This is a genomic window from Flavobacterium sp. N1994 (assembly GCF_025947145.1).
Classification (GTDB): Bacteria; Bacteroidota; Bacteroidia; order Flavobacteriales; family Flavobacteriaceae; genus Flavobacterium.
Window position 1 is genome coordinate 3,174,289 of record NZ_CP109999.1, and the last position, 16,756, is coordinate 3,191,044.

A 16,756-nucleotide genomic window follows, 5' to 3' on the forward strand; every position below is an offset into this window, starting at 1 on the left:
TCTTTCAAATATAACAAATTCCGCTATTATCTTTTCAGTGAGAAGTGAGATTTAAATTCTTTCCAGTTCGATTGCTCAAGGTATTCCACTTTGAACCAATAGTCAGTTGATGGTAGCATATAACCATTGTATGTTCCATCCCAACCAGGCCCATCGGTACTGAGTTGTTTCAAGAGTTTACCATAACGATCGAAAATATATAGTCGGGCATTATGTTGGTTTTCAAGCCCAATAACATTCCAAGTATCATGATACCCATCTCCATTTGGAGTAAAGTAATGAGGATAATTAATCGTTTGAACACCAGAAATTACAATTTCACCACAACTTGTATTCCCTTTTACATCTCGAATCGTAATAGTATGTTCTCCTAATGTTGCATATTCAAAAATATTGCTGCTTTGGAATGGACCATCATCTAAACTGTATTCGTAAACTCCAAATCCTAACACATTTATGGTTATAGTTTGATTATCGTCAAAGGCATTGCTAACAGTATAAGCAGGAGAATCAGCTTGAGGAGGACCTGATTGAATCACAGTGAAAGTATTCGATACATCAGAAACACAGGCTAATGAACTTGTACTGGTAGCTATCACAGTATAATCTCCTGGAGCTGCAGCAGCAATGGTATAAGTTGAATTGGTTGCACTTGGTATAGCAGTCCCTCCCAACGACCAAGCAAAAGTATAATTAGGGTTGGTAATACCACTGTTTAATATCAATCCGCTCAATAATGTATGGGTTCCGTATTCAACACAAATGGTATCGCTTGGTGAAGTAATGTTTGGTTCAGCCAATGGCTCAACAGTATTGTTAAAAGTTACTAATTGATAACATCCAGTTGAAGTATTCTCTACTCTAATCCAAATGGTATGGGTATAAGTTTGGTAATTACTCAAATTAGTGATTGAATTTACACCTTGAATCGCATCATTTTGAGTATCATAAAAAGTAGTCGAAACGCCAACTTGAGTACCAATAACTCCATTGATATACGTGCTTAAATCCAAAGCAAAGAAGCCATCATTGGTTCCATCAGTATCACAAGTAGCAAAATTAGCTGGAGCTGTTGCTGTTGGTTTCGGATTAACAGTTAAAGTAAATTGTCCATTATAATTAACACATCCAGTTATATTATTCACCACTCTTATATAAATAATTTGAGGGTTTGTAGCGTTCAGATATGTCGTCGGGTAAGAAATTGGATTGATTCCTAATTGTGCATTATTTGCTGTTGTGTAATAAGTAACAGTAAAATTGGGATTGTTGTAAAAACTAGAAGTTATTGCTGTTAAATCAAAAGCCGTTTGCCCATCAGTATCATCATCACAATTTTGAACAATACTATTTGGAATAGTTGCTGGTAAAGGATTAACTGTTAGAGGTTGCTCTACTAAAACAAAACATTTATGACCAAGATAATCCACTCGCGTGTTTTCAACTCTAATCCACACATTTTGTCCAACTAAAGCCGCTGTAGGATTTAGAATTTGATTGGTTCCAGCCAAAGCATCATTTTGTGAAGGATAGTAGTGTAATGTTAGGGTTGGATCCCCATTTAGTATATGAGATGCGTTTAAAGTTAAATTAAAGATTTCCATCATATCTCCTGTATTGTTAACATCACACTGAGGTGTCAATGGTCGAATTCCTGTGGTATTTGGAACCGGAATTGGCAATACTCGTATATCTAATGAAATGTAACTTCTGCACCCTTGTGGATTGGTAACCATAACTCCTAATGTTTGAACAGCAGGAGAGACATTGGTATAAGTTGTTGGATTAGGAATTGGAGCACTAGAAGCGGTGACAGGATAACTAGGATAATAAGTTACTGTCATGTTAGGTAGACCTTGAGTAATTTCAAAATTCTTAACAGTCAAATCAAAAACAGTGTGTTGATCATTTGGATTGGCATCAGAATCACAGATACTCAAAGGTGCTGGAGTAATTAACAAAAGAGGAGGATTAACCAATAATTCAAAAGAACCTACGGCAAAACAACCTGACAGATTATTTTCAACTCTAACCCAAATAATTTGATGATTGGATCCAACGTAATGAGTAGATTGTATTATAGGAGCAGTACCTACAATGGCATCAGCCTGAGAAATATAATAAGTCACAGTAAAGTTTGTTGGAGAAGAAGTTTGCGCTCCCAATACAACGGCATCGATTTGTGTTAAATCAAACAACATAGCTCCATTTTGTGGATTGTTATCCTGATCACACTGAATCAACGGAGCAATTGAGATTGGCATTAAAGGTTGAGGTTCAACATGCAATTCTATTGGGATAATACTTCTGCAACCATTAACGTTGTCAATTGCTGATGCATAAATAAATTGAACAAATGGGTTTATATTATTATAAGGACTAACCAAAGGATTATTACCTAATTGAGCATCATTAATAGTTTCATGATATGTAATAGTATAATTAGCACCTTGTAATATAGCAGCAGTTAATGAATTTAGATTAAAGGAACCAAATCCATCCTGATTACCATCACAAATGGTATAAGGTTGACTTTGTGGAATCGGACTTGGAAGTGGTTCAACCCTTATATCCATTGTAGATAATACGAAACATCCAGTAATAGCATTTTCTACTCTAATCCATAGTGTTTGTACAAATGGGATAGCATTTGTATATAATAGTGGTAACGGATTTACATCGGCTAAAGCATCAGCTTGACTGAAATGAAAAGTAACATTCATCCCACTTTGTCCTAGTAAAATAGTATTGATTTTTGAACCTAAATCAAATTGTTCAAAAGATAAGGGTAATGAAACATCACATAGTGTGTAAGCTGGATAATTAGGTTGTGTAGTCAATGGTAAAGGGTCTACAAACAACTGTAAAGTTACGATATCAGAACAACCTGTTGCATTATTTTCTATACGTATCCAGATAGTTTGGGTATTGATAGTTTGATTAATAAAATTAGTGAGATTACCTATTGGATTTGTCTCCGTTTCCGAATTGGTTAAACTTGTATAATAAGAGATACTATTTGTTGATTGATTTATGGAACCAAAAACTTCAGATGAAACTGTTGTCAAGTCAAAGCTAGCAAAACCATCATTATTAGTGTCACAAACATGATAATCTGCAGGCTCTGTGGCTTCTGGAGTTGGGTTGACAATTAAGTCTAACGTTATGATTTGATAACAACTCGAAGATCCAGTTAATTCAACTCGAATGTAAATGGTCTGACTATTTATGTGAATATTATAATAATTTGAAGGATTTGGAATAGTTGTTCCATGAATTTGAGCATCTGTTATCGTCTCATGAAAGCTAACAGAATAAGGATTTCCTCCAGTAATTAATGGTGTCACTTGAGTTAAATCAAAGAAACCAAAACCATCATTGTTCGGGTCACAATAATAAAGAGGTGATAGAGTAGTTGTAAGAATGTTAAGTAAATGTGGTGCATTAATAAACAAAGCAGAAGCTACAGAAGTACAACCTCCGTTGGTAGAAGTTATAGTATAAGCAGTTCCTATAGTAGCTCCGGTTATGTTTCCGCCCGCTCCAGCAGTTGGTCCAGCAGGTGAGAAGGTATAAGTATTGGCAGCATTGTAATTGGTAATAGTTGTAAATCCATCAGCAGTGCACGTTGGTGCTGTCGTTGAAACGGTTGGTATTGCTGGAGTAGTTAGTTTAATAAGATTGGTAAACGAAGCTGAAGCAACAGAAGTACATCCACCGTTGGTAGAAGTTATTGTATAGGCTGTTCCGATAGTAGCTCCAGTTATAGAGCCACCGACTCCAGCAGTTGGTCCAGCAGGAGAGAAGGCATAGGTATTAGCAGCATTGTAATTAGTAATAGTTGTAAAACCATCAGCTATACAATTTGGAGCAGTAGTAGATACTGCTGGCACAGCAGGAGTAACCAACATCACGATATTAGTAAAGGAAGCCGAAGCTGCAGAAGTACATCCTCCGTTGGTAGAAGTTATAGTATAAGCTGTTCCAATAGTTGCCCCAGTTATGGCTCCACCAGCTCCAGCAGTTGGACCAGCAGGCGAGAAGGTATAGGTATTGGCAGCATTGTAATTGGTAATAGTTGTAAATCCATCTGCCGCACACGTTGGAGCAGTAGTAGATAATGCTGGCACAGCAGGAGTAACCAACATCACAACATTAGTAAAGGAAGCAGAAGCTGCAGAAGTACACCCACCATTAGTTGAAGTTATAGTATACGCAGTTCCAATAGTTGCTCCGGTTATGGTTCCCCCAGCTCCGGCAGTTGGTCCAGAAGGTGTAAAGGTATAAGTATTAGCAGCATTGTAATTAGTAATAGTTGTAAAACCATCAGCCGTACATGTTGGTGCTGTGGTGGATACTGTTGGTATAGGTTGAGTAACTAGTTTAATCAAATTAGTAAAGCTAGCGGATGCAGAAGTACAACCTCCATTGGTAGAAGTTATAGTATAAGCAGTTCCTATAGTAGCTCCGGTTATGTTTCCGCCCGCTCCAGCAGTTGGTCCAGCAGGTGAGAAGGTATAAGTATTGGCAGCATTGTAATTGGTAATAGTTGTAAATCCATCAGCAGTGCACGTTGGTGCTGTCGTTGAAACGGTTGGTATTGCTGGAGTAGTTAGTTTAATAAGATTGGTAAACGAAGCTGAAGCAACAGAAGTACATCCACCGTTGGTAGAAGTTATTGTATAGGCTGTTCCGATAGTAGCTCCAGTTATAGAGCCACCGACTCCAGCAGTTGGTCCAGCAGGAGAGAAGGCATAGGTATTAGCAGCATTGTAATTAGTAATAGTTGTAAAACCATCAGCTATACAATTTGGAGCAGTAGTAGATACTGCTGGCACAGCAGGAGTAACCAACATCACAACATTAGTAAAGGAAGCAGAAGCTGCAGAAGTACACCCACCATTGGTAGAAGTTATCGTGTAAGCTGTTCCGATAGTAGCTCCGGTTATGGTTCCCCCCGCTCCAGCAGTTGGTCCGACAGGAGTGAAGATATAAGTATTGGCAGCATTGTAATTAGTAATAGTTGTAAAACCATCTGCCACGCATGTTGGAGCAGTAGTGGATACCGTTGGCACAGCAGGAGTAACCAACATCACAACATTAGTAAAGGAAGCAGAAGCTGCAGAAGTACACCCACCATTGGTTGCAGTTATAGTATATACCATTCCTATAGTAGCTCCGGTTATGGTTCCACCCGCTCCGGCAGTTGGACCAGTAGGAGAGAAAGTATAGGTATTAGCTGCATTGTAATTAGTAATGATTGTAAATCCATCTGCAGCGCACGTTGGTGCAGTAGTGGATACCGTTGGCACAGCAGGAGTAACCAACATCACAACATTAGTAAAGGAAGCGGAGGCTGCAGAAGTACATCCACCATTGGTAGAAGTTATAGTATAAGCAGTTCCTATAGTAGCTCCTGTTATGGTTCCCCCCGCTCCAGCAGTTGGACCAGCAGGAGAGAAGGTATAGGTATTGGCAGCATTGTAATTAGTAATAGTTGTAAAACCATCAGCAGCACAGGTTGGTGCTGTGGTAGATACAGTCGGTATTGCTGGAGTAGTTAGTTTAATAAGATTAGTAAATGAAGCTGAAGCAACAGAAGTACATCCACCGTTGGTAGAAGTTATTGTATAGGCTGTTCCGATAGTAGCTCCAGTTATAGAGCCACCGACTCCAGCAGTTGGTCCAGCAGGAGAAAAGGCATAGGTATTGGCAGCATTATAATTAGTGATGGTTGTAAAACCATCGGCAGTGCAGGTTGGTGCTGTGGTTGATAGAGTAGGTACTACTGGAGTTGTTAGTTTAATAAGATTGGTAAATGAAGCAGAGGCAGCAGAAGTACACCCACCATTGGTTGCAGTTATAGTATATACCATTCCTATAGTAGCTCCTGTTATGGTTCCCCCAGCTCCGGCAGTTGGTCCAGAAGGTGTAAAGGTATAAGTATTAGCAGCATTGTAATTGGTAATAGTTGTAAAACCATCGGCAGTGCAGGTTGGTGCTGTGGTGGATACTGTTGGTATAGGTTGAGTAACTAGTTTAATCAAATTAGTAAAGCTAGTGGATGCAGAAGTACAACCTCCGTTGGTAGAAGTTATAGTATAAGCCGTTCCGATAGCAGCTCCGGTTATGGTTCCCCCCGCTCCAGCAGTTGGTCCAGCAGGAGAAAAGGCATAGGTATTGGCAGCATTATAATTAGTGATGGTTGTAAAACCATCAGCCACGCACGTTGGAGCAGTAGTTGAAACGGTTGGGACGGCAGGAGTAACTAGTTTAATCAGATTCGTAAAGGAAGCAGAAGTTGCAGAAGTACATCCACCATTAGTTGAAGTTATCGTGTATGCTGTTCCGATAGTAGCTCCTGTTATGGTTCCCCCCGCTCCAGCAGTTGGTCCAGCAGGAGAGAAGGTATAGGTATTAGCTGGGTTGTAATTAGTAATGGTTGTAAATCCATCTGCAGCGCAGGTTGGTGCTGTGGTAGATACTGTTGGTATAGGTTGAGTAACTAATTTAATCAAATTAGTAAAGCTAGCGGATGCAGAAGTACAACCTGCGTTGGTAGAAGTTATAGTATAAGCCGTTCCGATAGCAGCTCCGGTTATGGTTCCCCCCGCTCCAGCAGTTGGACCAGTAGGAGAGAAGGTATAGGTATTAGCTGGGTTGTAATTGGTAATAGTTGTAAATCCATCTGCCGCACACGTTGGTGCAGTAGTGGATACCGTTGGCACAGCAGGAGTAACCAACATCACAACATTAGTAAAAGAAGCAGAGGCTGCAGAAGTACACCCACCATTGGTTGAAGTTATCGTGTATGCTGTTCCGATAGTAGCTCCGGTTATGGTTCCCCCCGCTCCAGCAGTTGGACCAGCAGGAGAGAAGGTATAGGTATTGGCAGCATTGTAATTAGTAATAGTTGTAAAACCATCAGCAGCACAGGTTGGTGCTGTGGTAGATACAGTCGGTATTGCTGGAGTAGTTAGTTTAATAAGATTAGTAAATGAAGCTGAAGCAACAGAAGTACATCCACCGATGGTTGAAGTTATCGTGTAAGCAGTTCCAAGTACTGCTCCAGTTATGGTTCCCCCCGCTCCAGCAGTTGGTCCGACAGGAGTGAAGATATAAGTATTGGCAGCATTGTAATTAGTAATAGTTGTAAAACCATCTGCCACGCATGTTGGAGCAGTAGTGGATACCGTTGGCACAGCAGGAGTAACCAACATCACAACATTAGTAAAGGAAGCAGAAGCTGCAGAAGTACACCCACCATTGGTAGAAGTTATAGTATAAGCAGTTCCTATAGTAGCTCCGGTTATGGTTCCCCCCGCTCCGGCACTTGGTCCAGAAGGTGTAAAGGTATAAGTATTAGCAGCATTGTAATTAGTAATAGTTGTAAAACCATCGGCAGTGCAGGTTGGTGCTGTGGTGGATACTGTTGGTATAGGTTGAGTAACTAGTTTAATCAAATTAGTAAAGCTAGTGGATGCAGAAGTACATCCACCGTTGGTAGAAGTTATAGTATATGCCGTTCCTATAGTAGCACCAGTTATGTTTCCACCCGCTCCAGCAGTTGGTCCAGCAGGAGAGAAGGCATAGGTATTAGCTGCATTGTAATTAGTAATAGTTGTAAAACCATCAGCTATACAATTTGGAGCAGTAGTAGATAATGCTGGCACAGCAGGAGTAACCAACATCACAACATTAGTAAAGGAAGCAGAAGCTGCAGAAGTACACCCACCATTGGTAGAAGTTATCGTGTAAGCTGTTCCGATAGTAGCTCCGGTTATGGTTCCCCCCGCTCCAGCAGTTGGTCCGACAGGAGTGAAGATATAAGTATTGGCAGCATTGTAATTAGTAATAGTTGTAAAACCATCTGCCACGCATGTTGGAGCAGTAGTGGATACCTTTGGCACAGCAGGAGTAACCAACATCACAACATTAGTAAAGGAAGCGGAAGCTGCAGAAGTACACCCACCATTGGTAGAAGTTATAGTATAAGCAGTTCCTATAGTAGCTCCTGTTATGGTTCCCCCCGCTCCGGCAGTTGGACCAGTAGGAGAGAAAGTATAGGTATTAGCTGCATTGTAATTAGTAATGATTGTAAATCCATCTGCAGAACAGGTTGGTGCTGTGGTAGATAGAGTAGGTACTATTGGAGTTGTTAGTTTAATCAGATTGGTAAAAGAAGCAGAGGCTGCAGAAGTACACCCACCATTGGTAGAAGTTATCGTATAAGCAGTTCCTATAGTAGCTCCGGTTATGGTTCCCCCCGCTCCGGCACTTGGTCCAGCAGGAGAGAAAGTATAGGTATTAGCAGCATTGTAATTAGTAATAGTTGTAAAACCATCGGCAGTGCAGGTTGGTGCTGTGGTGGATACTGTTGGTATAGGTTGAGTAACTAGTTTAATCAAATTAGTAAAGCTAGTGGATGCAGAAGTACAACCTCCGTTGGTAGAAGTTATAGTATATGCCGTTCCTATAGTAGCACCAGTTATGTTTCCACCCGCTCCAGCAGTTGGTCCAGCAGGAGAGAAAGTATAGGTATTAGCTGCATTGTAATTAGTGATGGTTGTAAAACCATCAGCCACGCACGTTGGAGCAGTAGTTGAAACGGTTGGGACGGCAGGAGTAACTAGTTTAATCAGATTCGTAAAGGAAGCGGAGGCTGCAGAAGTACACCCACCATTGGTAGAAGTTATAGTATAAGCAGTTCCTATAGTAGCTCCTGTTATGGTTCCACCCGCTCCGGCAGTTAGTCCAGAAGGCGAGAAAGTATAGGTATTGGCAGCATTGTAATTGGTAATAGTTGTAAAACCATCAGCTATACAATTTGGAGCAGTAGTTGAAAGGGTTGGGACGGCAGGAGTAACCAACATCACTACATTAGTAAAGGAAGCGGAGGCTGCAGAAGTACATCCACCATTGGTAGAAGTTATAGTATACGCAGTTCCAATAGTAGCTCCGGTTATGGCTCCCCCCGCTCCAGCATTTGGTCCAGCAGGAGAGAAGGTATAGGTATTAGCTGCATTGTAATTAGTAATAGTTGTAAATCCATCAGCAGCGCAGGTTGGTGCTGTGGTTGATAGAGTAGGTACTACTGGAGTTGTTAGTTTAATAAGATTGGTAAATGAAGCTGAAGCAACAGAAGTACATCCACCGTTGGTAGAAGTTATAGTATATGCCGTTCCAATAGTAGCTCCTGTTATGGTTCCACCCGCTCCGGCAGTTGGACCAGCAGGAGAGAAAGTATAGGTATTAGCAGCATTGTAATTAGTAATAGTTGTAAAACCATCAGCTATACAATTTGGAGCAGTAGTAGATACTGTTGGCACAGCAGGAGTAACCAACATCACGATATTAGTAAAGGAAGCCGAAGCTGCAGAAGTACATCCTCCGTTGGTAGAAGTTATAGTATACGCAGTTCCAATAGTTGCTCCGGTTATGGTTCCCCCAGCTCCGGCAGTTGGTCCAGAAGGTGTAAAGGTATAAGTATTAGCAGCATTGTAATTAGTAATAGTTGTAAAACCATCAGCCGTACATGTTGGTGCTGTGGTGGATACTGTTGGTATAGGTTGAGTAACTAGTTTAATCAAATTAGTAAAGCTAGCGGATGCAGAAGTACAACCTCCGTTGGTAGCAGTTATAGTATAAGCTGTTCCAATAGTTGCCCCAGTTATGGCTCCACCAGCTCCAGCAGTTGGACCAGCAGGCGAGAAGGTATAGGTATTGGCAGCATTGTAATTGGTAATAGTTGTAAATCCATCTGCCGCACACGTTGGAGCAGTAGTAGATAATGCTGGCACAGCAGGAGTAACCAACATCACAACATTAGTAAAGGAAGCAGAAGCTGCAGAAGTACACCCACCATTGGTAGAAGTTATCGTGTAAGCTGTTCCGATAGTAGCTCCGGTTATGGTTCCCCCCGCTCCAGCAGTTGGTCCGACAGGAGTGAAGATATAAGTATTGGCAGCATTGTAATTAGTAATAGTTGTAAAACCATCTGCCACGCATGTTGGAGCAGTAGTGGATACCGTTGGCACAGCAGGAGTAACCAACATCACAACATTAGTAAAGGAAGCAGAAGCTGCAGAAGTACACCCACCATTGGTTGCAGTTATAGTATATACCATTCCTATAGTAGCTCCGGTTATGGTTCCACCCGCTCCGGCAGTTGGACCAGTAGGAGAGAAAGTATAGGTATTAGCTGCATTGTAATTAGTAATGATTGTAAATCCATCTGCAGCGCACGTTGGTGCAGTAGTGGATACCGTTGGCACAGCAGGAGTAACCAACATCACAACATTAGTAAAGGAAGCGGAGGCTGCAGAAGTACATCCACCATTGGTAGAAGTTATAGTATAAGCAGTTCCTATAGTAGCTCCTGTTATGGTTCCCCCCGCTCCAGCAGTTGGACCAGCAGGAGAGAAGGTATAGGTATTGGCAGCATTGTAATTAGTAATAGTTGTAAAACCATCAGCAGCACAGGTTGGTGCTGTGGTAGATACAGTCGGTATTGCTGGAGTAGTTAGTTTAATAAGATTAGTAAATGAAGCTGAAGCAACAGAAGTACATCCACCGTTGGTAGAAGTTATTGTATAGGCTGTTCCGATAGTAGCTCCAGTTATAGAGCCACCGACTCCAGCAGTTGGTCCAGCAGGAGAAAAGGCATAGGTATTGGCAGCATTATAATTAGTGATGGTTGTAAAACCATCGGCAGTGCAGGTTGGTGCTGTGGTTGATAGAGTAGGTACTACTGGAGTTGTTAGTTTAATAAGATTGGTAAATGAAGCAGAGGCAGCAGAAGTACACCCACCATTGGTTGCAGTTATAGTATATACCATTCCTATAGTAGCTCCTGTTATGGTTCCCCCAGCTCCGGCAGTTGGTCCAGAAGGTGTAAAGGTATAAGTATTAGCAGCATTGTAATTGGTAATAGTTGTAAAACCATCGGCAGTGCAGGTTGGTGCTGTGGTGGATACTGTTGGTATAGGTTGAGTAACTAGTTTAATCAAATTAGTAAAGCTAGTGGATGCAGAAGTACAACCTCCGTTGGTAGAAGTTATAGTATAAGCCGTTCCGATAGCAGCTCCGGTTATGGTTCCCCCCGCTCCAGCAGTTGGACCAGTAGGAGAGAAGGTATAGGTATTAGCTGGGTTGTAATTGGTAATAGTTGTAAATCCATCTGCCGCACACGTTGGTGCTGTAGTTGATACCGTTGGCACAACAGGAGTAACCAACATCACAACATTAGTAAAAGAAGCAGAGGCTGCAGAAGTACATCCACCATTGGTAGAAGTTATAGTATACGCAGTTCCAATAGTAGCTCCGGTTATGGCTCCCCCCGCTCCAGCATTTGGTCCAGCAGGAGAGAAGGTATAGGTATTAGCTGCATTGTAATTAGTAATAGTTGTAAATCCATCAGCAGCGCAGGTTGGTGCTGTGGTTGATAGAGTAGGTACTACTGGAGTTGTTAGTTTAATAAGATTGGTAAATGAAGCTGAAGCAACAGAAGTACATCCACCGTTGGTAGAAGTTATAGTATATGCCGTTCCAATAGTAGCTCCTGTTATGGTTCCACCCGCTCCGGCAGTTGGACCAGCAGGAGAGAAAGTATAGGTATTAGCTGCATTGTAATTAGTAATGATTGTAAATCCATCTGCAGCACAGGTTGGTGCTGTGGTAGATAGAGTAGGTACTATTGGAGTTGTTAGTTTAATCAGATTGGTAAAAGAAGCAGAGGCTGCAGAAGTACACCCACCATTGGTAGAAGTTATCGTGTAAGCTGTTCCGATAGTAGCTCCGGTTATGGTTCCCCCAGCTCCGGCACTTGGTCCAGCAGGAGAGAAAGTATAGGTATTAGCAGCATTGTAATTAGTAATAGTTGTAAAACCATCGGCAGTGCAGGTTGGTGCTGTGGTGGATACTGTTGGTATAGGTTGAGTAACTAGTTTAATCAAATTAGTAAAGCTAGTGGATGCAGAAGTACAACCTCCGTTGGTAGAAGTTATAGTATAAGCCGTTCCGATAGCAGCTCCGGTTATGGTTCCCCCCGCTCCAGCAGTTGGACCAGTAGGAGAGAAGGTATAGGTATTAGCTGGGTTGTAATTGGTAATAGTTGTAAATCCATCTGCCGCACACGTTGGTGCTGTAGTTGATACCGTTGGCACAGCAGGAGTAACCAACATCACAACATTAGTAAAAGAAGCAGAGGCTGCAGAAGTACATCCACCATTGGTAGAAGTTATAGTATACGCAGTTCCAATAGTAGCTCCGGTTATGGCTCCCCCCGCTCCAGCATTTGGTCCAGCAGGAGAGAAGGTATAGGTATTAGCTGCATTGTAATTAGTAATAGTTGTAAATCCATCAGCAGCGCAGGTTGGTGCTATAGTTAAAATAGTTGGATTTAGAACAGAACTAATAGTTACCGATGTAGTAGCAGTTAAAGCTGCACAACCACCAGCGGCAGCAATGGTGTAGGTAACCGTGTAAGTATTTGGAGTTGAAGTCGAAGGAGTAATGGCACCAGTAGCAGGATTAATGGAAAGTCCCGCAGGAGCAGTATATACTCCACCAGTATAAGTACCAGTTCCTGTTAGAGTAACACTTTGAGCAGTAGCTACCGAATTACAAAACGGAGCTCCAGCATAACTGATAGTAGCTGTTGGAACCGCATTCACAACAACAGCAACAACATCACTTGTTACGGTTCCACATGTTCCTGATGTAATTATAACATAATAATACATTGTATTAGCAACATTAATTGGAGGAGTATAGGTTGATGAAGTGGCAAGCGGTATTAATGTTCCGCCTATAGTGCTATTAATAGTATTACTATACCACTGATACGTAAGTCCTCCACCACTAGCTGTAACACTAAGTGGGGTTGAAGTGCCGTTTGTACAAACTGCTGGGGGAGAAACTGGCTGAGTTATAATCGTTGGGATTACAGAAGCTACTGTAATTGTTGTTGATACGGTTGTTGTACAGCCGCAAGAATTTGTAGCTGTTAAAGTATAGGTTGTTGTGCTTGTTGGGCATGCTTGAGGATTTAAAACATTAGTAGCAGACAATCCGGTTGAAGGCGACCAGCTATAGGTGAACGTATTTTGATTAGTGAAAGTAATACTCCAACCAGAAATGGTACCTGCATCACCTGCTGCATCGTCCCCTACCCATAAAGTCCATGCTCCATTAATTGGAGTTCCATTAAAAACAGAAAAACCTCCAGCTCCATCAGGGGCATAAGTCCCAGAAAACGGAGCAGTATTATTTCCACCTGAACCAATGACATTAGCAGCAGTTGTAGAAAAACAGGTATTTGTATAGTTGTTACCTGCACCGCCATGATCCTGACTTAATGATAGAATTGAACCATTAGGCGCCTGTAAGAAAATGTTTAAATCAGAATCATATGTATGATTAATATTTAAACAAACTGTAAGTGGTTGTCCTGTTGTCCAGGTACTACCGCAAAAACCAGAAATATTATTGATTGATGATGCCCATGAACCAGTATTAAATTGTCCTGTATTTGTACCAGTAATGCCTCCATCAGGGATAGCATTACAAAACGAATTTGTAAATGTAGAAACTCCAGACGGAACGCTAGATGTTACCGTTCCAACAAGATTAACACAGCTTCCAGGACAAATGGAAGTATTGGTTGGCGATACCGTTACAACAGGCGATGGTATTGTAGTAAATGTTTTTGTAAAATTATAAACACAGCCACTTGCGTCTGTAACTGATAATGAAACAGTTTGTCCATTGGTTAATCCAGATACGGTGACAATTCCTCCAGATGTAGCTGTTGTATTACTTAGTGTGCCCGAACCAGTATTAGTAATTGTATAAAGCCCCGGTAAAAATTGAGGATAACCCCCATTAATTTCTATCGACATACTTCCCGAACAACTACCAATCACGTTGAATGTAATTGGATTCATATAGGTAACACTAATGGAAGGGCCTATATCAAAACAAAAATCACCATTATTGTCATGATTAGGTAAATCAACTGCATCTCCTGTAATTGGGACGAATACTAAAGTATTGGTTGGCGAATTTGGAGAGGCATACCCAGCTACAGCATCAAGATTAAGAATAGCAGAACAAGCTCCCCCAGAATTGGTATTCAATCCTCCGGTGCTGGTGCCTGGAAAATTTGCCCCAGTCCAATAATACCCAGTCCAATTGGGATCTAAATCAGGGTCTGGAACTGAAGGTCCTTGACTATTGTATATTGCATACATAAGTCCTGCTATACAAGTTGCACATCCTGGAGTTGGCAGTGTAAAGTCGTTATTGGTAGCAATATTTACACTCCCACCAGGACAAAGTGCTACTTGAATATTTCCGTTTGCCAATGTTGATTTTACCCCACCGTTTGTCAGTGTAACATTGACCGTGCCTGCGTTGGCACCGCAACAGGTTGGTTCATTAAAAGTTGCTGGAGTTATTATAGGTGCGCCTGCTGCAGAATAAACTGCAGTAACTGTACAACTACCCCCATTACCAGAAGAAGCAGGCAAAGACCAATTCAGTGGACTAGTAAAAGGTGCGGTAAAAACAACTGAACCTCCACAAGAATTTGTAATGGTAAGTGTTCCCGTTGTTGGTAAACACCCAGTAGTTAAAGTGCCAGAAAGTACATACTGATTACTGCCATTACAAATACCAGGTGAAACAGTTAATGAATTACAACTAGGGGCAGTATATGTTGTAGGTAATATTGTTGGCGCGCCTGCTGCTGAAAAAAAAGCAGTCACATTACAAGAACCGCCATTACCACAAATATTGGGAATAGAATAAGTAATTGGTGTGTTGAATGGTGCATTAATTACCTGTGATCCACCACATGAATTAGTAATAGTAAGATTTCCAGATATAGGAGGTGCAGGAACATTAATTGAGCCCGTTAGTGTAAAATTTCCTCCTGAACAAGTACTGGGAACTGCTGTAACAATATTACAGTTTGTTGTTCCTGCGCCTGGCATAGAGGCGTTTGTTTGAGAAAAGTTAATTACCCCTGGCAGATCGGAAAAATTAGTTATTAGCACCATATAATATTGCCCTGCTTGTGCATTTGGTATGGATGCGGTTTCTACTGCAGCTGTAGAATAACTACAACTTACAATGTTATTTGCAGCAAGCCCGCTACACATTGCTGCTTGACTAGCAAATGGACCCCAAATTATATAGTCTACATCTATACCCACTCCTGTACTTGTCTGTTGTGAAATGTTGAACGTAATAGGTCCTGTATTGGCAATGTTCATAAAATAGTAAGCCGGATTAGGGCTTGAACCCAAACAACCATAAATTGGATTGTATCCGGAACTTGTACTAAACAAACCTTGTCCAACTGATGCAACATTTGTTGTATTGCAATAATCATAGGATACTCCTGTACAAAAACCATCAGCTGATGCACATGAACTATTATTAGTTGATGTAGTACAAGGAACACCTGCTTTTACACATATAGAAAAAGTTCCATTGTTATCGTTTCCATATTCCCATACTCTGATATATACAGTTGCTCCTGGTGTTAACCCCGTCTGACTAATTGAAGGCATAAGGCCATTGCTGCTCCCATCATCATCACATGCAATAAGATTGTTAAGATTGTTACAATTGGGTCCAGAATATAAAGCCATCCCTCCATCTGTCATTGTGCCGACATTTGTATCAATAATTAGAATTCCACTAGCGGGAACAACAGCGCTAAACCATACATCGCCACCCAAATAATTTGCACATCCAGGAGTAAGTATTCCACTAGATGCAGTAGCAGCAGTATTAGTATATTGTGAATAATTACAGGTAGTCCCAACAGTTAATGGTATAGCATTGCATGGGTCATCATTGCCCGGAGCTGGAGCCGCTGCCTGAGTTATAAGTCCAGAAAACGATAACAATATTATAAGTAAAAATCTATACATAGTTATTAACTTAACCCGAGGGGTGAAATTAGTTTTATAATCAATTTATAGTTGTTTGGCACACTGAACTTGTGCAAGTGCCCTATTTAAAATCATTCCTCTCTACTCCGTTTTTAAATTTCGCAAGTAGGCATCACGATCAATAGGTTTGTCATTTTCAATGTAAAATTCAGTAGGGGATACTTTTTGATTTGAGAGAAGGGGCGCTTGTGAGAAGTTACTATCAGTAATTCCCGTAATTATAAATTTGTCTTTTATTGTAATTTCAAATGTTAAAACTCCTTTAGTGTAAAGATCAGAATAACTGTAAGTCTCTATTACGATATTATCTCCATCTTGAGCTTTTTGATAAGCCGATTGTATACTTAATTTTGGGCTAGTTGGTGAAATACCATCATTATTGTTATTTCCAATAGCAGTTGTATAAGTATCCCCTTTAAGGGAATCATCATTAACATAAAATGTTGTAGCGCTTGTTTTTTGAACAAAAAGCAATACCAATCCAACTATAAAATAATGGAACTCTATCTTTTTTACAAAAAGAGAAAGTAATGGTTTTGGCATGCTTAACAGTTGTTAATGTTATCTTAATCAAATGTAATTAATAGATTGTAAAAAGCAAATAAAAGAGGAATTATATCTATAATTTTTGTGTATAATTCCCAAACTCCCTATTAAAACAAAAAAAATTAACTAATATACTACAAAGTACATAAAACTATACAAATTGTTGTCTAAGCTTTATATGATTTAGCGTCAACTATTGTGTTATTTTAAATTAAACAATTTAGTTGTTGTAAAACCCTATTATA

General features: G+C 40.7%; 2 protein-coding genes. Both read right to left on the reverse strand.

From position 1 onward, the window contains the following. Window positions 1-26 precede the first annotated feature (26 nt). Window positions 27-15,944, reverse strand: coding sequence for a T9SS type B sorting domain-containing protein (locus OLM53_RS14100; RefSeq protein WP_264520865.1), 15,918 nt, complete (start codon window positions 15,942-15,944; stop codon window positions 27-29). Between the two features lie 102 nt (window positions 15,945-16,046). After that, a complete protein-coding gene (locus tag OLM53_RS14105) occupies window positions 16,047-16,508 on the reverse strand; it encodes a hypothetical protein (RefSeq protein ID WP_264520866.1) in 462 nt (153 codons plus the stop codon). Window positions 16,509-16,756: the final 248 nt, after the last annotated feature.

Coding starts and splice junctions, on each gene's coding strand:
- OLM53_RS14100 (WP_264520865.1), bottom strand. CDS start 15,944: ATGTATAGATTTTTACTTATAATATTGTTATCGTTTTCTGGACTTATA.
- OLM53_RS14105 (WP_264520866.1), bottom strand. CDS start 16,508: ATGCCAAAACCATTACTTTCTCTTTTTGTAAAAAAGATAGAGTTCCAT.